Origin of the sequence: Streptomyces colonosanans, from assembly GCF_001866645.1 — a bacterium.
In the GTDB taxonomy this organism is placed as follows: Bacteria; Actinomycetota; Actinomycetes; order Streptomycetales; family Streptomycetaceae; genus Streptomyces; species Streptomyces colonosanans.
This window is the reverse complement of the sequence record NZ_MLYP01000028.1, coordinates 39,084-59,435: the sequence shown is the minus strand read 5'-3', so window position 1 is coordinate 59,435 and position 20,352 is coordinate 39,084. Positions and strand designations below refer to the sequence as shown.

15 protein-coding genes are annotated in these 20,352 nt (G+C 71.1%); 3 read left to right on the top strand and 12 right to left on the bottom strand.

The features are described 5' to 3' along the window. Window positions 1-215 precede the first annotated feature (215 nt). The 5 genes from BIV24_RS11160 to BIV24_RS11135 form a co-directional block, all read right to left on the bottom strand. Window positions 216-632, bottom strand: a complete 417-nt coding sequence (locus BIV24_RS11160) for a YeeE/YedE thiosulfate transporter family protein (RefSeq protein ID WP_071366086.1) — start codon at window positions 630-632, stop codon at window positions 216-218. Next, window positions 632-1,423 carry a YeeE/YedE thiosulfate transporter family protein gene (locus tag BIV24_RS35225; RefSeq protein WP_245766756.1) on the bottom strand — a complete coding sequence of 264 codons (792 nt, stop codon included), beginning with the start codon at window positions 1,421-1,423 and terminating at the stop codon, window positions 632-634. The genes BIV24_RS11160 and BIV24_RS35225 overlap by 1 nt, the downstream gene beginning before the upstream one ends. Window positions 1,424-2,813: 1,390 nt before the next feature. Beyond that, window positions 2,814-3,233 (bottom strand): DUF6299 family protein, encoded by a 420-nt coding sequence (locus BIV24_RS11145; protein WP_071366085.1) that lies wholly within the window; start codon window positions 3,231-3,233, stop codon window positions 2,814-2,816. 170 nt (window positions 3,234-3,403) lie between these two features. Next, window positions 3,404-3,826 carry a RidA family protein gene (locus BIV24_RS11140; protein ID WP_071366084.1) on the bottom strand — a complete coding sequence of 141 codons (423 nt, stop codon included), beginning with the start codon at window positions 3,824-3,826 and terminating at the stop codon, window positions 3,404-3,406. After that, window positions 3,823-5,061: an acyl-CoA dehydrogenase family protein gene (locus BIV24_RS11135; RefSeq protein ID WP_071366083.1), complete on the bottom strand. Its 1,239-nt coding sequence runs from the start codon at window positions 5,059-5,061 to the stop codon at window positions 3,823-3,825. Before BIV24_RS11135 ends, BIV24_RS11140 begins: the two co-directional genes overlap by 4 nt. A gap of 99 nt (window positions 5,062-5,160) precedes the next feature. Between BIV24_RS11135 and BIV24_RS11130 the strand changes: the two genes are divergently transcribed. Together BIV24_RS11130 and BIV24_RS11125 are read left to right on the top strand one after the other, a co-directional pair. Then, window positions 5,161-6,912 (top strand): AMP-binding protein, encoded by a 1,752-nt coding sequence (locus BIV24_RS11130; protein ID WP_177198683.1) that lies wholly within the window; start codon window positions 5,161-5,163, stop codon window positions 6,910-6,912. Window positions 6,913-6,926: 14 nt separating this feature from the next. Beyond that, on the top strand, window positions 6,927-7,739 hold the full coding sequence (locus tag BIV24_RS11125; RefSeq protein ID WP_071366082.1) for a PaaX family transcriptional regulator: 813 nt from the start codon (window positions 6,927-6,929) through the stop codon (window positions 7,737-7,739). Between the two features lie 301 nt (window positions 7,740-8,040). Here BIV24_RS11125 and BIV24_RS11120 read toward each other — a convergent pair whose 3' ends face one another. Continuing rightward, entirely contained in the window at window positions 8,041-10,392 is a 2,352-nt protein-coding gene (locus BIV24_RS11120; protein WP_071366081.1) for a bifunctional salicylyl-CoA 5-hydroxylase/oxidoreductase, read from the bottom strand. Continuing rightward, window positions 10,377-11,204 carry an enoyl-CoA hydratase family protein gene (locus BIV24_RS11115; protein ID WP_071366080.1) on the bottom strand — a complete coding sequence of 276 codons (828 nt, stop codon included), beginning with the start codon at window positions 11,202-11,204 and terminating at the stop codon, window positions 10,377-10,379. Before BIV24_RS11115 ends, BIV24_RS11120 begins: the two co-directional genes overlap by 16 nt. 313 nt (window positions 11,205-11,517) lie before the next feature. Between BIV24_RS11115 and BIV24_RS11110 the strand changes: the two genes are divergently transcribed. Continuing rightward, window positions 11,518-11,952, top strand: coding sequence for an ATP-binding protein (locus BIV24_RS11110; protein WP_245766755.1), 435 nt, complete (start codon window positions 11,518-11,520; stop codon window positions 11,950-11,952). Here the strand turns inward: BIV24_RS11110 and BIV24_RS11105 are convergent. The 5 genes from BIV24_RS11105 to BIV24_RS11085 form a co-directional block, all read right to left on the bottom strand. Next, a complete protein-coding gene (locus BIV24_RS11105; RefSeq protein WP_071366079.1) occupies window positions 11,912-13,372 on the bottom strand; it encodes an amino acid permease in 1,461 nt (486 codons plus the stop codon). The genes BIV24_RS11110 and BIV24_RS11105 overlap by 41 nt on opposite strands. Before the next feature lie 207 nt (window positions 13,373-13,579). Next, window positions 13,580-14,587 (bottom strand): ornithine carbamoyltransferase, encoded by a 1,008-nt coding sequence (argF, locus tag BIV24_RS11100; RefSeq protein WP_071366092.1) that lies wholly within the window; start codon window positions 14,585-14,587, stop codon window positions 13,580-13,582. A gap of 83 nt (window positions 14,588-14,670) precedes the next feature. Then, window positions 14,671-15,900, bottom strand: coding sequence for an arginine deiminase (locus BIV24_RS11095; RefSeq protein WP_071366078.1), 1,230 nt, complete (start codon window positions 15,898-15,900; stop codon window positions 14,671-14,673). Between the two features lie 184 nt (window positions 15,901-16,084). Continuing rightward, a complete protein-coding gene (locus BIV24_RS11090; protein ID WP_071366077.1) occupies window positions 16,085-18,622 on the bottom strand; it encodes a polynucleotide kinase-phosphatase in 2,538 nt (845 codons plus the stop codon). Then, window positions 18,619-20,169 carry a 3' terminal RNA ribose 2'-O-methyltransferase Hen1 gene (locus tag BIV24_RS11085; RefSeq protein WP_071366076.1) on the bottom strand — a complete coding sequence of 517 codons (1,551 nt, stop codon included), beginning with the start codon at window positions 20,167-20,169 and terminating at the stop codon, window positions 18,619-18,621. The genes BIV24_RS11090 and BIV24_RS11085 overlap by 4 nt, the downstream gene beginning before the upstream one ends. Between the last annotated feature and the right edge of the window lie 183 nt (window positions 20,170-20,352).

The following is a 20,352-nucleotide window of genomic DNA, read 5'->3' as shown; positions in this document are numbered from 1 at the left end:
GGTGGCTTTCCTCCCTTCACCGGCTGCCGGCCCGGTCGGCATGTCATTGCCAAGGCCCCGGGCGATTGATATGGCCCTGACCCCGGTGCGGCCCCGGCGACGACCATGCACACGACGAGCGGTCCTCGGGAACCATGCGCTCTGGGTCTGCAGGGGGTGCGGCGGCGCCTCTCGGAACAGTCCGGACCCGGCCCGAGCCGGTGACGTCGCCGTCGTTACAACCCGCAGGAGCCGCGGTCGAGTCGGAAGTACCGGGCGCTGGCCCAGCGGCACAGCCGGATGCCGACCGCAACGCCGACGATGGTGACCAGGGCGGGCAGGTAGCCGCCGGCGACCTGGGCGATCGGAATGGCCGGGCACCCGCCCGAGATCGCCCAGCCTATGCCGAACAGCACCGCACCGGGGATCACGCCGGCGTGGATACGTCCCGGCGTGCGGCGGACCCGCAGCACGGCGAACACGCACGCGATGATCACGACGGCGCCGCCGAACGACAGCAGCATCCGCAGGTCCTGGAAGGTGAACATGCGGTTCAGCTCGGCGTAGTCGACGAAGCCGATATTGCTGACAGTGAAGCCGAGGGCCAACCCGGTGATGATGTTGGCCAGCAGGATCGCGCCTCGGGTGCGCATCAGATCACCTTCCACAACAGGAACGACACCCCGGCGGCGGTGCCGAAGAACACGGCGGTCGCGACGATGCTGACCGGCTGCAGCCGACCGCAGCCGTTGAGTCCGTGGCCGGAACTGCACCCGCCGGCCAGCCGGGTGCCGAAGCCCACCAGCACGCCCCCCAGGAACAACAGCACGACCATGATGAGGGGATCGCCGGTCACCAGGTCCCGGAAGCCCGGGCCCATGTCGTAGCGGAGTTCGAACCGCCCGGAAGCGACCGAGGCGATCAGTCCGCCGATGAAGATCGACACCAGCAGGGCGGCCTGGGTGACCAGCGGGGCCGGGCGCCGGTTCGTGGCGGAGGAACTCTCGTCCGCCGCCGGTTCCACGGCCGGGGCCGGCGCCTGCGCCGCGCCGTACGGAGCCTGCATCGCGCCGTACGGGGTCTGCGGGGCGCCGTACGGGGTCTGCATCGCGCCGTACTGACCCTGACCGTAGGGGGGTTGCGGCTCACCGTACGGAGCCTGACCGTAAGGAACCTGCGGCTCACCGTACGGAGCCTGCGGCGCGATGGGTGCGCCGGGGGCGGTTCCGAAGTGCTCCGCGGTGGCTGCGGAGAGCGCGTCGACGAGCGCCTGCTCGTCGGCGAACTCCTCCTCCGCCCGCTCGAGACGGCGTTCCCTGCGCCAGTGCAGCACGCGGTCCCAGGCCGACGACACCCCGAAGGACCGATCGGCGGTGAGGGCGTAGTTGATGGTGACCAGAGCGAGCCCGACAGCGCCCGCCCACCAGGGCCAGTAGGAACTCATGCCGGACCTCTCATCCAGTCGACGAGTCGAGCCCACCAGCCGCGCTTGGGGCTGGGCGCCTGCTGCGCGGAGCGAGCGGTGCGGTCCGGGCGTTGGGGAATCCGTGCGGACGGTGACGGCGGCTGAGGCCGGACCGGTGCTGACGCGGGCGTTGCCCCGAACGGGGTCATGTCCTGCTGCGCCGCGGTCCAGGGTTGCCACGACTCAGGTGGCCCGGCCGGTGTCGGCTGGGTCCACGCCCCGGTCTCCTGTGACCACGGATCGGTTTGTGGCGGCGGAGCCTGTTGGGGCATCTGTGGCTGCGCCTGCGCCGGATGGGCCGGGCCACGCCGGTTCGCACCGGCCGCGCCTTCGAGGTGCCGCGCGGTGGCTCCATTCGGCAGCAGACTGATCGGCACGGGCTCGCCGGTGAGTGACGTCCGATAGCGAGCACAGTCCTGCCACTGATGCGCACTGTCGCAGTAGTAGTCGCGCCAACCCCGCAAACTCTCCCTGAGCAGGGGGAAAAGTGGACATTCTACGGCGTGTGAGCAACCCACGTTGCTCCCTCCGGTTCTCATCTTGCCGCGCCCGGAACCGACGATCTCAAGCGTCGGGGGAATGTAGGCACAGAGCCGTATGGTGACTGCCAGTCACCGCTTTCAGACGTGATCGAATCACTATTCCGGCGCCTCGAGCAACCTCAGGGAGTTTTCCACCCGACCCACTTGGCGGCGTTCCTCGTCGACTTGTGGAGGGAGTGCGGATATTGCGGTCGGTTGTGATCGCGGTGTGGATATCGCAAACCGTGAATAAAGTCACTGGCGCACAAGAACCATGCGCCGACAGAGCAATCTGCCGGACATATCGGAAATCGACCCGCGCGGCCTGCGGCAGACAAGTGGATCAGGTACTCAAGGACGTGCCGACCCGTCAGCGCTGCACATGCGGGCTGACGTGCGGCATCCCTGCGCCCCGCACGTTGCTCGGCGCCCGGAAGGCTCACCGGACCGACCGAGGGGGCCAACAGGTGCGCGGGGCTCGTCGATTGAGCAAAAGCCCGGCGTGAGCCGACGCGGAGATCAATCGCTGTTCACAGAATGGGAGGGTGGAAATCCAGGTTCGTGAAATTCCGCACACCTGGCCGCGGTTGTCGCGGCGCCCGGTTCTTTTGAGTGATCAGTGGGCCGCCGGGCCCTCGCGGGCAAGGGTCCGGCAGACGAACTGTGACGGGGAACCTGGCCACTCGGATGTAGTGCTGATCAGCCTTCAACTCACCTCTGCGTGTTTTCCGTACGACGGCCGCCGCAGGGCGCCCTCGAGACAGGGCGTCCAGGGTGGCAGGGCGCGGCGGAACCGGGAGCGGGTTCCGGGTCCGCCCGTGGGAGCGCGGCCGGGGGTCGCTTGGGGCTCAGCCCCTGACCAGCGTGACGTCCTGGCGTCGGACCGCGTGGAAGTGGGGCAGTGGCAGTCCGGTGGCGCTCAGCTCCATCACGGTTGCCTCGACATGCGCCCGGCCTCGTCGGTACATGCCGTAGCTCCCCGCCGAATTGGTCCAGCGATGCCTGGTGCCGTCACAGACCGCCAAGGAGCCGCCGACGCCGTGGCGCACTCGGGGGTCGCCCTGGGAGACCGAGGAGGAGACGAAGACGGGACCGCTGCTCCGCAGACAGCGGTAGGTGCCGGAGAGGGTGATCGCGCCGCGGGTGAGATGTCCGATCCTGTCGATCGTCAGTCGGCCGTACGGGTCGGAGGAAGCGCCCGCGGCGGGGGCGGCGCCCAGAAGCAGGGTGGCGCCGACGACCGCGCCGGCAACGTGGCGCAAGGACATGGGAATACCTCCTGGAATGGGGAATTCCACAGGTACCGGGACACCGGGCGCTGGGGTGTGATCTTCACCCCTTCGGTGGCGAGTCCGGCCCGGCCGCCTATGGGGTGTCCGGCCTGCCGCCACGTCTGCGGCACCGGCGGTGATCGCCGTGCCGGCGTAGCCCCGCAGGCCTACGCGAGCACGGCGAAGCCGTCGAGTTCCACGAGGGCCTCCTCGTCCCAGAGGCGGGTGATCCCCACGACGGCCATCGCGGGGTAGTCGCGGCCGGCAAGTCTCCGCCAGATGCCACCGAGTTCGCGCGCGTGGATGCGGTAGGCGGCCACGTCGGTCGCGTAGACGGTGATGCGGGCGAGGTCGGTGGGGGTGCCGCCGGCGGCGCGCAGCGCGCCGAGCAGATTGGCCAGGGCCTGCTCGAACTGCTCGGGCAGGGTGTCGCCGACCACCTTGCCGTCCGTGTCGAGGGCGGTCTGGCCGGCCAGGAACACCACGCGGGACCCGGTGGCGACGACGGCGTGCGAGAAGCCCGAGGGCGGGGAGAGGGTGGGCGGGTTGACGCGCGAGAGGGTGGGCGGGTCGGTGTGCTCGGTGGTCACGGGGCCTCCACGGTGGCGTACAACTCCTTGGCGATGATGCCGCGTTGGACTTCGCTCGCGCCCTCGTAGATCCGGGGTGCACGCACCTCGCGGTAGAGGTGTTCGAGGAGGTGGCCGCGGCGCAGGGCGCGGGCGCCGTGCAACTGGACGGCGGCGTCGACGACGTACTGTGCGGTCTCGGTGGCGAGCAGCTTCGCCATGGCAGAGCGCTTCGGTACGTCCGGGTCGCCCGCGTCGTACGCGGTCGCCGCCGCGTAGACCATGAGGCGGGCCGCCTCGGTGCGCAGGGCCATCTCGGCGACACGGTGGGAGACGGCCTGGAGGTCCTTCAGTCTGCCGCCGAAGGCGTGCCGCCCTGCGGTGTGGACGAGTGTCGCGTCCAGGGCCGCCTGCGCCATGCCGACGGCGAAGGCACCGACGCTGGGACGGAAGAGGTTGAGGGTGCCCATGGCGACCCGGAAGCCGCGGTCGGGCTCGCCGAGGATGTCGTCTGTCGTGACGGGCACGCCGTCGAAGGCGAGGGCTCCGATGGGATGCGCGGAGAGCATGTCGAGCGGGGTGCCGGTCAGCCCCGGACGGTCGGCGGGCACCAGAAAGGCGGTCACGCCGCGGGAGCCCGCACCGGGGGTGGTGCGCGCGAAGACGGTGTAGAAGTCGGCCTCGGGCGCGTTGGAGATCCAGCACTTCTCGCCGGTGAGCCGCCAACCGAGGCGGCCGTCGCGCTCGGCGCGCACGAAGCCGCCGTCGTCCGGGCCTGCCGACGTGGCAGGCCCGGCGTCCCCGCCGCCCGCATCCCTCGGAACGTCGCGCCCGGCAGGCGCCGGGCCGTCGGGCTCCGCCCGCAGGGCGAGCGCCCCCGCGTCCGAGCCTGCGCCCGGCTCGGTCAGGGCGAAGGCCGCCACGGTGGAACCGGCGCGGACACCGGGAAGCCAGCGGGCGCGCTGGGCCGGTGTGCCGTACGCGTGCACGGGATGCGCGCCCAGTCCCTGCAGGGCGAGCGCCGTCTCCGCCTCGGTGCAGGCGTATGCGAGGGACTCCCGCATCAGGCACAGGTCGAGCGCGCCGGAGGTGAACAGACGTTCCAGCAGCCCGAGTCGGCCGAGTTCGGCGACGAGTGCGTGGTTGACGCGGCCCGGCTCGCCCTTCTCCGCGAGCGGTCGCAGTCGTTGCTCGGCCGCCTCGCGCAGCTCGGCGCGCCAGGCGGTACGCGCTGGGTCGAGTGAGAATGCGGTCATGGCCGGTCCCCTCTCCCCGTCGGCGCACCGGGGGTGTACGGGCTGTTCGTCCGACCGTATCGCGAACCATTGACTGTCGTCACCAACACGATACGCTCGATGCGCGAGCCCACCACGACGAGGGGGCGAACCGCCATGGACCAGAGGGACGCCGCAAGCGCCACGGACACCGCGGACCCCGCGCCGGCACCGAAGCCGGCCGAGGCCACCCGCACCGCCCATCTCGACACCTTCGCGCGCGACCACCTCCCGCCCCCCGAACAGTGGCCCGAGCTACGCTTCGACCTGCCCGAGCTGCGCTACCCCGAACGGCTGAACGCCGCCGTCGAGCTGCTCGCCCACACCGCCCCCGGGCGCCCCGCCTTCCGTACCGCGGACGGTGAGGTGTGGACGTACGGGGAGCTTCGCGCCCGCGTCGACCGGATCGCCCACGCGCTCACTTCCCGCCTCGGCGTCGTGCCGGGCAATCGGGTCCTGCTGCGCGGTCCCACCACCCCCTGGCTGGCCGCGTGCTGGCTCGCGGCGCTCAAGGCGGGCGCGGTCGCCGTCACCGTGCTGGCCCAGCAGCGTCCGCACGAGCTGCGCACCATATGCGCGATCGCCCAGGTCGGCCACGCACTGTGTGACGTCCGCGCGGTCGACGACCTGGTCAAGGCCGAGGTCCCCGGGCTGCGCATCACCCCATACGGCGGTGACACCTCCGACGACCTGCTGCGCCTGCCGGCCCCCGAGGAGCCGTACGCCCCCGTGGACACGGCGGCGGACGACGTCGCGCTGATCGCCTTCACCTCGGGCACCACCGGTCGTCCGAAGGGCTGTGTGCACTTCCACCGCGATCTGCTCGCCATCGCGGACACCTTCTCCCGGCATGTCCTCAGGCCGCGCCCGGACGACGTCTTCGCGGGCAGCCCTCCGCTCGGCTTCACCTTCGGGCTCGGCGGGCTCGTGATCTTCCCGCTGCGGGCCGGCGCCAGCGCCCTGCTGCTCGAACAGGCAGGCCCCCGGCAGCTGCTGCCCGCGATCGCCGAGCACCGTGTATCCGTGCTGTTCACCGCGCCGACCGCGTATCGCACGATGCTCGACGAACTGGACGGGTCCGACATCACGTCGCTGCGACGCTGTGTGTCGGCCGGCGAGAACCTGCCCGCCGCGACCTGGCGTGCCTGGCACGAGCGCACCGGGCTGCGCGTCATCAACGGCATCGGCGCCACCGAGCTGCTGCACATCTTCATCTCCGCCGCGGACGACCGGATCCGCCCGGGAACCACGGGAGTTCCGGTACCGGGCTGGCAGGCGCGGGTGCAGGACGCGAACGGCACGCCCCTGCCCGACGGCGAACCGGGACTGCTCGCGGTGCGCGGACCGGTCGGCTGCCGCTATCTCGCCGACCCGCGGCAACGGCAGTACGTGCGGGGCGGCTGGAACGTCACCGGCGACACCTACGTCCGTGAACCCGACGGCTACTTCCGCTATGTCGCACGCGCCGACGACATGATCATCTCGGCCGGCTACAACATCGCCGGACCCGAGGTCGAGGACACCCTGCTGCGCCACCCCGACGTCATCGAGACGGCGGTCGTCGGGCGGCCGGACGAGGCCCGCGGGCAGATCGTGGTGGCGTACCTCGTGCTCCGGGCGGGCGCGCCCCGCGACCCGGAGGCGTTACGCGCGTTCCTGACGGCCGAGCTCGCACCGTACAAGTGCCCGCGCGAGTTCCTCTTCGTGGACGCGCTGCCCCGCACGGCGACGGGCAAGCTCCAGCGCTTCCGGCTGCGCGGGGACCGCGCCCTGGACCAGAACGCGGACGCCGGTGCGGGCGTCAAGTCCGCACCCGCGGAAGGTGATCACTGACGCGGCGATCTACAGTGATCACCGTGTCCGATCAGCACGCTCCCCGGTCCCTCATCGTCACGTTCTACGGCGCGTACGGCCGTTTCGCCACCGGCCCGGTGCCGGTGGCCGAGCTGATCCGGCTGCTCGCCGCGGTCGGCGTCGACGCGCCCTCCGTACGGTCGTCGGTGTCGCGGCTGAAGCGGCGCGGGCTGCTCGTACCGGAGCGCACGGCGGCGGGCGCGGCCGGGTACGCGCTGTCCCCCGACGCGCGGCAACTGCTCGAAGACGGCGACCGGCGCGTGTACGCGACGACGTCCCCCGAGGACGAGGGCTGGGTGCTCGCGGTGTTCTCGGTGCCGGAGTCGGAGCGGCAGAAGCGGCACCTGCTGCGCTCCCGGCTCGCCGGGCTCGGCTTCGGTACGGCTGCCCCCGGGGTGTGGATCGCCCCGGCACGCCTGTACGAGGAGTCCCGGCACACCCTGCAGCGGCTGGCCCTCGACCCGTACGTGGACTTCTTCCACGCTGCGCACCTCGGTTTCGCGCCGACCGCGCAGGCCGTGGCACGCTGGTGGGACCTGGATGCGATCGCCGAACGGCACAATGCCTTCCTCGACCGCCACGCGCCGGTGCTGCAGGCCTGGGAAGCCCGCGAGGACACCCCGCCCGAGGAGGCGTACCGCGACTATCTGCTCGCCCTGGACTCCTGGCGTCATCTGCCGTACACCGATCCCGGGCTGCCGGTCGAACTGCTCCCCGAGGACTGGCCGGGCGCCCGCTCGACCGAGGTCTTCCGGGCGCTGCACGAGCGACTACGGGACGCGGGAGCGGTCTTCGCGGGCGTATGAGCCTGCCTGTCGGGACACCAGTGCCCCGACAGGCACCGTCCGTCCCGTCGCGACGCCCGGCACGCTCCCCCACTCTCGGCTTCTCCCCCACTCTCGGCTTCGCTCGAGCGGGGGGACCCCCAGAGCGGGGGGACCCCCAGAGCGGGAGGTGCCCCAGAGCGGGGGGACCCCCAGAGCGGGGGGACCCCCAGAGCGGGAGGTGCCCCAGAGCGGGGGGACCCCCAGAGCGGGGGGACCCCCAGAGCGGGAGGTGCCCCCACGACGCCGCTCCTTCAAGGGCAAACGTTGCCTACCGGGGACATCAGGCTCCGAGTGTGAGCCGGGGTTTCGGGGCGTCGGTGCGTCCGGTCTGCGGGCGCCGACTGCCCGCGCGGTAGGGCGCGGGCCACGGCGCACCCGGCCCTGCGTATTCCTGCTCGGCCGCCGCGTGCAGCGTCCAGTGCGGGTCGTACAGATGCGGCCGGGCGAGCGCGCACAGGTCCGTGCGTCCAGCCAGGATCAGCGAGTTGACGTCGTCCCAGGACGAGATGGCGCCCACGGCGATCACCGGGACACCGGTCTCGTGGCGGATCCGGTCGGCGAACGGCGTCTGGTACGAGCGCCCGAACGCCGGCCGCTCCTCGGCCACCACCTGCCCGGTCGACACATCGATCGCGTCCGCGCCGCGCGCGGCGAAGGCACGGGCGATCTCGACGGCCTCCTCGGCCGTGGTGCCGCCCTCGGCCCAGTCGGTCGCGGAGATCCTTACGGTCATGGGCTTCTGCTCGGGCCACACCGCCCGCACGGCATCGAAGACCTCCAGCGGGAAGCGGAGCCGCTTGGCCAACGTGCCACCGTAGGCGTCCGTACGGTGATTGGTGAGCGGCGAGAGGAATCCGGAGAGCAGATATCCGTGGGCGCAGTGGAGTTCGAGGAGGTCGAATCCGGCGCGGGCGGCCCGCTCAGCGGCGGCCGTGAACTGGTCGCGGATGTCGACCAGTTGGTCCCGGGTCAGCTCGTGGGGTGTCTGGCTCCCCGGCTTGTACGGGAGCGGGGAGGCGGCCACGAGCGGCCAGTTGCCCTCCTGAAGCGGCTCATCCATGCCCTCCCACATCAGCTTGGTGGAGCCCTTGCGGCCGCTGTGTCCGAGCTGTACGCCGATGGCGGTACCCGGCGCCTGCGCGTGCACGAAGCCGGTGATCCGCTGCCATGCCTCGGCCTGGCGCCCGGTGTAGAGCCCGGCGCAGCCCGGGGTGATCCGGCCCTCGGCGCTCACGCACACCATCTCGGTCATCACCAGACCTGCCCCGCCGAGCGCCCGTGCGCCCAGGTGGACGAGGTGGAAGTCGCCCGGAACGCCTTCGGCCGCGGAGTACATGTCCATCGGTGAGACCACCACCCGGTTGCGCAGGGTCAGATCGCGCAGCCGGAAGGGGGTGAACATCGGGGGCGTGCCGGGCGGGCAGCCGAAGTCCCGCTCCACCGCATCGGTGAATCGGACGTCCCGCAGGCGCAGATTGTCGTGGGTGACCCGGCGGCTGCGGGTGAGCAGGTTGAACGCGAACTGCCGGGCGGGCTGGTCGAGGTAGAGGGCGAGGTTCTCGAACCACTCAAGGCTGGCCCGGGCCGCGCGCTGGGTGGAGGCGACGACCGGGCGCCGCTCCTCCTCGTAGGCGACCAGGGCGTCGCGCAGCGAGACGTGTTCCTCCAGGCAGGCGACCAGGGCCAGCGCATCCTCCACCGCCAGCTTGGTGCCGGAGCCGATCGAGAAGTGCGCGGTGTGCGCGGCGTCGCCGAGGAGGACCAGGTTGCCGTGCGACCAGTGCTCGTTGACGACCGTACGGAAGGTGGTCCAGGTGGAGTTGTTGGACCGTAGCGGCCGACCCTGGAGCGCGTCGGCGAAGATCTTGGCGCAGCGCTCGATCGTCTCGGCGGGCTCCAGCTCCGCGAACCCGGCCGCCCGCCATACCTCCTCGCGCATCTCGACGATCACCGTGGAGGCGCCCGCTGGAGTCTGCGCCCCGGAGCCTGGAAACGGGCGGGAGTAGGGGTAGCCGTGCAGCTGCATGACGCCGTGCTCGGTCTCGGCGATCTCGAAACGGAACGCGTCGAAGGCGAAGTCCGCGGCGAGCCAGATGTAGCGGCAGCGGTGCTCCTCGATCGAGGGCCGGAACACCTCGGCGTACGCCGCGCGCGTGGCGCTGTGCACACCGTCGGCGGCGATCACCAGGTCGTATTCCGCCAAGAGCCGGGCCGGATGCGGAGCCTCGGTCCAAAAGCGCAGGTCGACGCCGAGCGAGCGGCAGCGCTCGTGCAGGATCTGCAGCAGCCGCCGCCTGCCGAGCGCGGCGAAACCGTGGCCGCCCGAGGTGTGGCGCACGCCCCGGTGCACGATGTCGATGTCGTCCCAGCGCACGAACTCGTCCTTCAGCGCCGCGTGGACGACGGGGTCGGCATGCTCGATGCCACCGAGGGTCTCGTCGGAGAGGACGACACCGAAGCCGAAGGTGTCGTCGGGGGCGTTGCGCTCCCAGACGGTGATCTCGCGGGCGGGATCGAGGCGCTTGAGCAGGGCGGCGGCGTACAGCCCGCCGGGGCCGCCGCCGATGACGGCCACCCGCAGCGGCCGTCCCGTCTGCGTCCGTACCGCCGCCATGGCTACCGCCCCCGCCATTTCGGGGCGCGCCTCTCGCCGAAGGCCGCGTGGAACTCGGCGTAGTCCTCGCCGGTCATCAGCAGCGCCTGGGTGGAGGCGTCCAGTTCGACCGAGGCGGCCAGCGGCATGTCCAGTTCCGCGGTGAGCAGGGCCTTCGTCTGGGCATGGGCGAGCGCCGGGCCGTCGGCGAGCCTGCGGGCCAGCGCCTGGGCGGCCTCGTCGGCACGGCCGTTCTCGGTCAGCTCACTGATCAGCCCGATCCGCTCCGCCTCGGCGGCCCGCACCGGTTCGCCCAGCATGAGCAGCCGGGTAGCGTGCCCGAGCCCGACGACCCGTGGCAGCAGATAGGCGGCACCCATGTCGCCGCCGGAGAGCCCGACCTGGGTGAAGAGGAACGCGAAGCGGGCGGAGGGGTCCGCCACCCGGAAGTCCGCGGCCAGCGCGAGTACCGCACCCGCGCCCGCGGCCACCCCGTGCACGGCCGCGATCACCGGGAACGGGCACTCCCGCACCGCTCGTACGACCTGCCCGGTCATGCGGTTGAAGTCGAGCAGCCGGCCGGTGTCCATGGACAGCGTGGCGCCGATGATCTCGTCCACGTCGCCGCCGGAGCAGAAGCCGCGCCCCTCGCCGGCCAGCACCAGGGCTCGTACGGACTTCTCGCGGGACAGTTCGGCCAGCAGGTCGCGCAGATCGGCGTAGGCGCCGAAGGTGAGCGCGTTGAGTTTCTCGGGGCGGGCCAGGGTGACGGTGGCGACCCCGTCGGTGCGTTCGCACCGCAGGTGCCGCCAGTCGGAGGTGCGGGCGGCGGAGCCGGTGAAGGGACTCATGGTGTGCGGCCTCCTCGGACGGGCGCGCTGTCCAGACTGCTGCTCTGAGACGAAGCTATCACTTCTTCGTGACCGTCGTCACGATACCGCGATACGATCCTCGGCCGGAGGAAGATCCGGCATCACGTCACACCTTCTCGACAGCCCGGTAACGACGGGCACTGCCGGATCGGGCGGGGCGTCGGTAGGGGTAGCAGCCGTCCCGGGACCGCCGCGGTTCCGGGACGAAACCCGCCGACCACCCCGTAAGGGGCGCGCCGTACCATGCCCTCATATTCACTGCAGGACACCCTGCGCCAGGAACGGACCCGCCTTGTACGAACCCCCCGCGCCCGCCTTCTGGCGCATCGTCCTGCCGCAGACCGCCGCGGCGGTTCCCGTCGCCCGTGCCCTGGTCCGTACGGCGCTGACAGTGCGGGAACACACGGCCGACAGCGATACCGCGGAACTGCTCACCGCGGAGCTGGTCGCGAACGCCGTGGAGCACGCCGCGGGGGACGGCCCGATAGAGCTGGTCGTCGAACTGCTGCCGACGGGCTGCAAGGTCGAGGTGCACGACACCGACCCGGCGCCGCCCGGCGATCTGACCCACCCGGCCGAGGAGGACCCCGACCCGTGGCAGGAGCACGGGCGGGGCCTGCTGCTGATCCGCAGCCTCAGCTCGTCCTGTGGCCACCGCCCCACCGAGTCCGGCAAGGCGGTCTGGTTCAGACTGCCTGTGTTTCCGCGGCAGTGGCGTCCGGCGTGACCTCGGCCGTGGTCGCGACGAGCCGCGAGTGCCGCCGCCCGTAGAGGACATACACGAGGAATCCGGCCGCCAGGAACACCGCGAACTGCACCCAGGTCGTCCAGCCCGTCTCGTAGATCAGGTAGAGGCAGAAGGCGACGCCGAGCAGCGGCATCACGGGGTAGAGCGGCACGCGGAAGGTGCGGGCGAGGCCCGGTGCGCCGCGGCGCAGGGCGATCACCGCGATGTTGACGACGGCCATCGTGGCGAGCGTGCCGATGGTGCACAGGTTGACCACGGAGTCCAGCGAGGCGAAGGCCGCCGGGACCGCGAAGACGACCGCCACGATCAGGGTGCCGGTCACCGGCGTCGAGGTCTTCGGCGAGACGCGTTCGAAGACCCGCGGAATGAGTCCGTCCCGGGACATCGACATGAGGATGCGGGTCTGGCCGTACATCACCGCGAGGACGACCGAGGCGATGGCGATGACCGCGCCGAAGGCGATGACGCCGCCGCCGATGGTGGAGCCGGTGACCTGGTTGACGACGTACGACAGCGCGGCGGACCGCCCGCCCACCTCCGAGCCGCCGATGGCGCCGATCGCGGCGAGCGCGACCGCGCAGTACAGCACGGTCACCACACCGATGCAGACGAGGATGGCGACCGGGATGTCGCGGCGGGGGTTCCTGGCCTCCTCGCCCGCGGTGGTGATCGCGTCGAAGCCGATGTACGAGAAGAAGGCGGCCGTGGTACCTGCGCCGATGCCGCCGAGCCCGGCGGGTGAGAACGGGGTCAGGTTGCCGTGCTTGAAGGCGGTGAAGCCGATGGCGCAGAAGGCGACGAGGATCGCGAGCTTGAGGATGGCCATCGCGGCGGTGGCCCGGGCGCTCTCGCGCACACCGCGCACCAGGAGGACAGCGGCGAGGGCGATCACGATCACGGCGGGCAGGTTGATCACCCCGCCGTCACCCGGCCCGGCGGAGAGGTCCGCGGGCAGTTGCCATCCGGTGAGGCTGTGCAGCAGTTCGTTGACGTACTGGCTCCAGCCGACCGCGACGGCCGACACCGAGATGCCGTACTCCAGGAGCAGGCACCAGCCGACGAGGAAGGCCGTGCCCTCGCCGAGGCCCGCGTAGGCGAAGGAGTACGAGGAGCCCGAGACCGGGATCGCACCACCCAGCTCGGCGAAGGAGAACGCGGTGAAGACGCAGGTGACGGCGGCGAGCACGAAGGAGACGACGACGGCGGGACCGGCCTGGGCGACCGAGTCGGAGAGCCCGACGAAGATGCCGGTGCCGACGATCGCGCCGATGCCGAAGCAGACGAGCTGGTACAGGCCCATGTGGCGCTTGAGGCCGTGACCTTCGAGATCGGCGCCGGCCTCGGCGACGAGCCGTTCGGGGGACTTGATACGGAAACGGTTGGCGGGAGAGCCGGGCATGCGGGTGGTGCTCTTTCGGTGTGTGGGGGGCGACCGTGGGGTGGTCCCGCTCACGGGGTCCCCCACGTCGAGCGGAGCCGGGGGCGGGGAGGGGCCGAGAGCCTTGGGGGCGGTCGCGTGGCGGACAACGGAGGGGGTGGTTCCGAGCCCGCCGGGATGATCGTTCGGGAGGTTTCGGGAGGGGCGCCGCGAGGAGGGCGGGCCCGGTCAGCCGAGGGTGGCGACCAGGACCGCCTTGATCGTGTGCATCCGGTTCTCCGCCTCGTCGAAGACGACGGAGCGCTCGGACTCGAACACCTCGTCGCTGACCTCCAGCTCGGTCAGCCCGTGCCGCTCGTGGATCTCGCGGCCGACGTCGGTGCCGAGGTCGTGGAAGGCCGGCAGGCAGTGCAGGAACTTCACGTCGTCGTTGCCGGTGGCGCGCAGCACGTCCATGGTCACGGCGTACGGGCCGAGCAGCGCTATGCGCTCGTCCCAGACCTGCTTGGGCTCGCCCATCGACACCCACACATCGGTGGCGACGAAGTCGGCGCCGTGCACGCCCTCCTTCACGTCCTCGGTGAGCGTGACCCGGGCGCCGGAGGAACGGGCGAGCTGCTGGGCCACCTCGACGATCGTGTCGTCCGGCCACAGCACCCTGGGGCCGACGATACGGACGTCCATGCCGAGCAGGGCGCCGGTGACGAGGTAGGAGTTGCCCATGTTGTAACGGGCGTCGCCGAGGTAGGCGAAGGCCATCTGACCGAGCGGCTTGTCGCTGTGCTCGGTCATGGTGAGCACGTCGGCGAGCATCTGGGTGGGGTGCCACTCGTCGGTGAGGCCGTTGTAGACGGGCACCCCTGCGTAGGCGGCCAGCTCCTCGACGACGCCCTGGCCGTGCCCGCGGTACTCGATCGCGTCGAACATCCGGCCGAGCACACGGGCGGTGTCCTTGACGGACTCCTTGTGGCCGATCTGCGAACCGACGGGGTCCAGATACGTCGTGTGCGCGCCCTGGTCGGCGGCCGCGACCTCGAAGGCGCAGCGCGTACGGGTGGAGGTCTTCTCGAAGACCAGCGCGATGTTCTTGCCCTGCAGGTACTGCGTCTCCGTCCCGGCCTTCTTGGCCGCCTTCAGCTCGGCGGCCAGCTCGATCAGCGCGCGGAACTCCTCGGCGGTGAAGTCCAGCTCCTTGAGGAAGTGGCGGCCGGCGAGGGCGGTCGGAACTGTCGCCATGGTGGTGCTCCAGGGTACGAAAGGCAGGGCGAACACGTGAATGAATGTAAGTCTATACGACGCTCCACATTTCTATACGAAGCCTATGCCGTGACGGCATCCCTCTGCACCGGACAGCTCATGCACCGGGGCCCTCCCCTCCCCCGGCCCAGCTCACTCCCGGGGATCTCTATCACCTCGATCCCCTGTTTGCGCAGGTGGGTGTTGGTGGTGGAGTTGCGCTCGTAGGCGACGACGACCCCGGGCTCGACCGCGAGGACATTGCATCCGTCGTCCCACTGCTCCCGCTCGGCCGCGTGCACGTCCTGTGTGGCGGTCAGCACCCGCACCTCGTCCAGGCCGAGCGCGGCGGCGATCGCGCGGTGCATGTGCTCCGGAGGATGATCGGTGACCTTCAGCTCCTTCTCTTCGGCGCCCGGCTCGATGGTGTACGAGCGGAGCATGCCGAGCCCCGCGTACTGGGTGAAGGTGTCGCCGTCGACCATGGTCATCACGGTGTCGAGATGCATGAAGGCGCGCCGCTTGGGCATGTCCAGCGCGACGATGGTCCGGGCCGACCCGGCGGCGAAGAGCTTGTGCGCGAGCATCTCGACGGCCTGGGGCGTGGTGCGCTCGCTCATACCGATGAGCACCGCGCCGTTGCCGATGACCAGCACGTCCCCGCCCTCGATGGTGGACGGATAGTCGGCCTGCCCCTCGGACCAGACTTGGAAGGCCTCGTCCCGGAAGAGCGGGTGGTACCGGTAGATCGCCTCGAAGTGGACGGTCTCGCGCTGCCGCGCCGGCCAGCGCATGGCGTTGATGGAGACACCGTCGTAGATCCAGGCGGAGGTGTCACGGGTGAAGAGGTGGTTGGGCAGAGGCCCGAGGAGGAAGTCGTCCAGGTCCATCACATGGAACCGCACCGAGGTGGGCTCCGGGTGGGCGTCCAGGAACTCCCGCTTGGTCATACCGCCGACGAGGACCTCGGCGAGCGCGGTGGCGGGCAGGGTCTCGAAGGCGGCGCGGAGATGGTCGGTGGCGAGCGGCCCGTACTCCTTCTCGTCGAAGACCCGGCTCAGGACGAGGGATCTGGCCGCCGGGATCTCCAGGGCTTCGGTGAGCAGATCACCGAAGAGATGGACGGCGACCCCGCGGTCGCGGAGCACGTCGGCGAACCCGTCGTGCTCCGCGCGCGCCCGCCGTACCCACAGCACGTCGTCGAAGAGGAGCGCGTCCTTGTTGCTCGGGGTGAGCCTTTTGAGTTCGAGATCCGGCCTGTGCAGGATGACGCGGCGCAGCCGCCCGGCCTCGGAGTCGACATGGAGTCCCATGCCTTCATCCTGACCTTCCAGGCACGCGTTCATCCTCCGTTCGGCACGAACCGGACCGTTTGATTTCGTCTTCATGACGAAATCGGATCCCCGGTTTCCGGTCCGTGTCCCCTGCGCGGTGCTGCGGCCGCGCAGGGGAACGCCCGCGCTGGAGTGGGTGAGGGGCGGCCCGCCGGCGGTCCCGTCACAGACGGGGGTCCACCGGCTCCGACTCCAGCGCCAGCACCGCGAACACCGCCTCGTGCACCCGCCACAGCGGCTCGCCCTCCGCCAGCCGGTCCAGGGCCTCCAGCCCGAGCGCGTACTCGCGGATCGCCAGCGACCGCTTGTGGTTCAGGAACCGCTGCCGCAGACGCGCCAGGTTCTCGGGGCGGGTGTACTCCGGACCGTAGATGATCCGCAGGTACTCGCGGCCACGGCACTTGATGCCCGGCTGCACCAGGCGGCCCGCGGCACTGCGTACCACCGCCTGCACCGGCTTGACGACCATCCCCTCGCCGCCGCGCCCCGTCATCTCCAGCCACCAGTCGACACCCGCGCGCACCGACTCCGGGTCGCCGGTGTCCACGAACAGCCGGCGTGTCGTCTGCAGCAGCCCGCTCCCGTCGTGCTCGACCATCCGGTCGATCAGCGCCAGTTGCTCGTCGTGCGGTACGGACGCCAGGCTGCGGCCCTGCACCGCCAGGATCTGGAAGGGGGCCAGGTGGACGCCGTCCAGACCGCGCGTCGGCCAGCAGTAGCGACGGTAGGCCTTGGTGAACGCCCCCGCGGCCGACGCCCTGTCACGCTGTCTCGCCAGCAGCTCCCGTACGTCGACGCCGCGTACCGCCGCCTCCTCGAGCGCGGCCAGCGCCCCCGGGAACGCCGCCCCGGACGCGGCGCCGACCGCCGCGTACTGGGTGCGCAGCAGCCCGGACGCCTTCAACGACCACGGCATCAGCTCCGCGTCCAGCAGCACCCAGTCCGTCTCCAGCTCCCGCCACAGGTCCGCCGACGACACGGCCTCCCGCAGCCGGCCCAGGATCTCCTCCGTCATCGCCGCGTCGTCGAGGAACGGCCGTCCGGTGCGCGTGTACAGCGAGCCGGTCGGGCCGTCCACACCGAAGTGACGGCGCGCCGCCTCCGCGTCCCGGCACACCAGGGCCACCGCTCGCGATCCCATGTGCTTCTCCTCGCACACGACCCGCGCGACCCCGTCCTCCCGGTACTGCGCGAACGCCTCGGCCGGGTGCTCCAGATAGCCCTCGACGCACGAGGTCGCGGTCGGCGCCATCGTCGGCGGCAGGTACGGCAGCAGGCGCGGGTCCACCGCGAAACGGCTCATGACCTCCAGGGCCGCCGCCGCGTTCTCCTCCCGGACCGAGACCCGGCCCGCGTGCCGCGTCTGGACCACCCTGCGGCCGTGCACGTCCGCCAGATCGAGCGGTCGGCCGTCCTGGCCGCCGGGTGCCTCCGTGGCCAGTGGCCGGGTCGGCTCGTACCAGACCCGCTCGGCCGGTACGTCGACCAGCTCTCGCTCCGGCCAGCGCAGCGCGGTCAGCCGGCCGCCGAAGACGGCGCCTGTGTCCAGGCAGATGGTGTTGTTCAGCCAGGTGGCCTGCGGGACGGGTGTGTGGCCGTACACCACTGCCGCACGACCCCGGTAGTCCTCCGCCCACGGGTAGCGCACCGGCAGGCCGAACTCGTCCGTCTCCCCCGTGGTGTCGCCGTACAGCGCGTGTGAGCGGACCCGGCCGGAGGTGCGGCCGTGGTACTTCTCGGGCAGGCCGGCGTGGCAGACGACCAGCCGGCCGCCGTCGAGGACGTAGTGGCTGACCAGGCCGCCGATGAACTCCCGTACCTGCTGCCTGAACTCCTCGCTCTCGCCCTCCATCTGCTCGATCGTCTCGGCGAGTCCGTGCGTGGGCTGGACCTTGCGGCCCCTGAGGTGACGCCCGTACTTGTTCTCGTGGTTGCCCGGCACGCACAGCGCGTTGCCCGACGCCACCATCGACATGACCCGGCGCAGGACGCCCGGGCTGTCCGGGCCGCGGTCCACCAGGTCGCCGACGAAGACGGCCGTGCGGCCCTCCGGGTGCGCGCCGTCGGCATAGCCGAGCTTGCCCAGCAGCGCCTCCAGTTCCGACGAGCAGCCGTGGATGTCACCGATGATGTCGAAGGGACCGGTGAGATGGGTCAGGTCGTTGAAGCGCTTCTCGGTCACGACCGTCGCGTTCTCGACCTCCTCCACGCCCCGCAGGATGTGCACCTTGCGGAAGCCCTCCCGCTCCAGATGCCTGAGGGAGCGGCGCAGTTCGCGCGTGTGCCGCCGGATGACCCGGCGCGGCATGTCGGCCCGGTCGGTGCGGGCCGCGTTGCGCTCGGCGCACACCTCCTCCGGTACGTCGAGCACGATCGCGATGGGCAGCACGTCGTACTGCTTGGCCAGCTCGATCAGCTGACGGCGGCTGTCCTGCTGCACACTGGTCGCGTCGACGACCGTACGGCGGCCCGCCGCGAGGCGCTTGCCCGCGATGTAGTGCAGCACGTCGAAGGCGTCGCGGCTGGCGCTCTGGGCGTTCTCGTCGTCGGCCACCAGGCCGCGGCAGAAGTCCGAGGAGAGGATCTCGGTCGGCTTGAAGTGCCGGCGGGCGAAGGTCGACTTGCCCGATCCGGACGCGCCGATCAGGACCACGAGGGAGAGGTCGGTGACGGGCAGGGTGCGCCCCTTGGTCTCGGTCATGCCGTCTTCTCCTCCTTCGTGGCGAGCGTGGCCGCGTTCCGTTCGAACGTGGCCATCTGCGTGGGCGGTCCCACCTCGGGGTCGTCGGGGCCCACGGGCGTGAACTCCACGATGTAGCCGTGCCGTTCGGCGACCTGACGTGCCCAGGTCCGGAACTCCTCCCGCGTCCATTCGAAGCGGTGGTCGCCGTGGCGGGCGTGGCCGGCCGGGAGGGTCTCCCAGCGGACGTTGTACTCGACGTTCGGGGTCGTCACGAGCACCGTGCGGGGGCGGGCCGAGCCGAACACCGCGTACTCCAGGGCGGACAGCCGGGGCAGGTCGACGTGCTCGACGACCTCGCTCAGCACGGCGGCGTCATACCCCTTGAGCCGGTTGTCGGTGTAGGTGAGCGAGCCCTGGACCAGCGTGACGCGCGACGCCTGCCGCTCCCCCATGCGGTCCAGCTTCAGCCGCCGCGAGGCGATGGTGAGCGCCCGCATCGACACGTCGACGCCCACGATCTCCGTGAACCGCGGGTCCTTGAGCAGTTCCTGTACCAACTGGCCCTGTCCGCAGCCGAGGTCGAGGACCCGTCCGGCATCAAAGGCCCGGAGCGCCGCGGCGATGGCGTCCCGCCGCTGCATGGCGAGGGACGGCGTCCTCTCCTGCGTCCCGGTCTCCTTGCCGGCCCCGGTCGCCTCCTCGGCCTGGGTCACTTCCTCGGCGCCGGACTCCTCTCCGGCCGCGTCGCGGATCTCCTCGACCGCGTTGTCGATCTCCTCGACCTCGCTGTCGTCCGCCTGGGCCAGGCGTACCAGTTCCAGGCGTTCCCTCACCTGCCGGGTCAGGGACCAGCGACGCGACAGATAACGGTTGGTGATCAACTGCTGCTCGGGGTGGTCGGGCAGCCAGCCCTCACCGGCTCGCAGCAGCTTGTCGACCTCGTCAACGGAGACCCAGTAGTGCTTGGCGTCGTCGAGCACCGGCAGGAGGACGTAGAGATGGCGCAGGGCCTCGGCCAGCGTCAGTTCCGAGGACTCCAGCACAAGGCCCACGTAGCGGGAGTCGCCCCATTCCGGGAACTCGGCGTCCAGCGCCACCGGTTCGGCGGTGACCGTCCAGCCGAGCGGTTCGAACAGGCGGCGTACGAGATCAGCGCCGCCGCGCGCGGGCAGCGCCGGTACCTCGATCCGCAACGGCATTGCCATGCCCGCGCGTTCGGGCCGCGCCGCGCAGACGCCCTTCATCGCGCTGGAGAACACGCTGCTCAGGGCCACCGCGAGCAGTGAGGAGGCCGCGTACGGGCGATCGTTGACGTACTGTGCGAGCGCCGCGTCGGGGGCGCCGCCGCGGCCCTTGCCCCTGCCCTTGCGCACCAGCGCCACGGCGTCGACCTCCAGCAGCAGCGCGGCCGTGCAGCGCTCGTCGTCCGCCGCGGGGTAGAGGACGTGCGCCGTGCCGTAGGAGGTGGGGAACGCCTGAGCCCGATCGGGATGCTTGTGCAGCAGGAAGCCGAGGTCGGTGGCCGGACGCGCTGGAGTGCCGGTGGTGGTGATGGTCAGGAACATACGGGTACCCCTCCGACGGGGTGGACGAGTGCTGGCGCCGTACGCGCCAAAGCCCCCAGGAAGGGTGATCCTGGGGGCTCGGCAGGACGACGCTCTCACCTTCGCACACCCCGGCCGACGGTCGCCTTCCTTTATCGCGAAGAGGGCAGTTCGGGCCGGTGACCGGCCGTCAGTCCGGTTGCC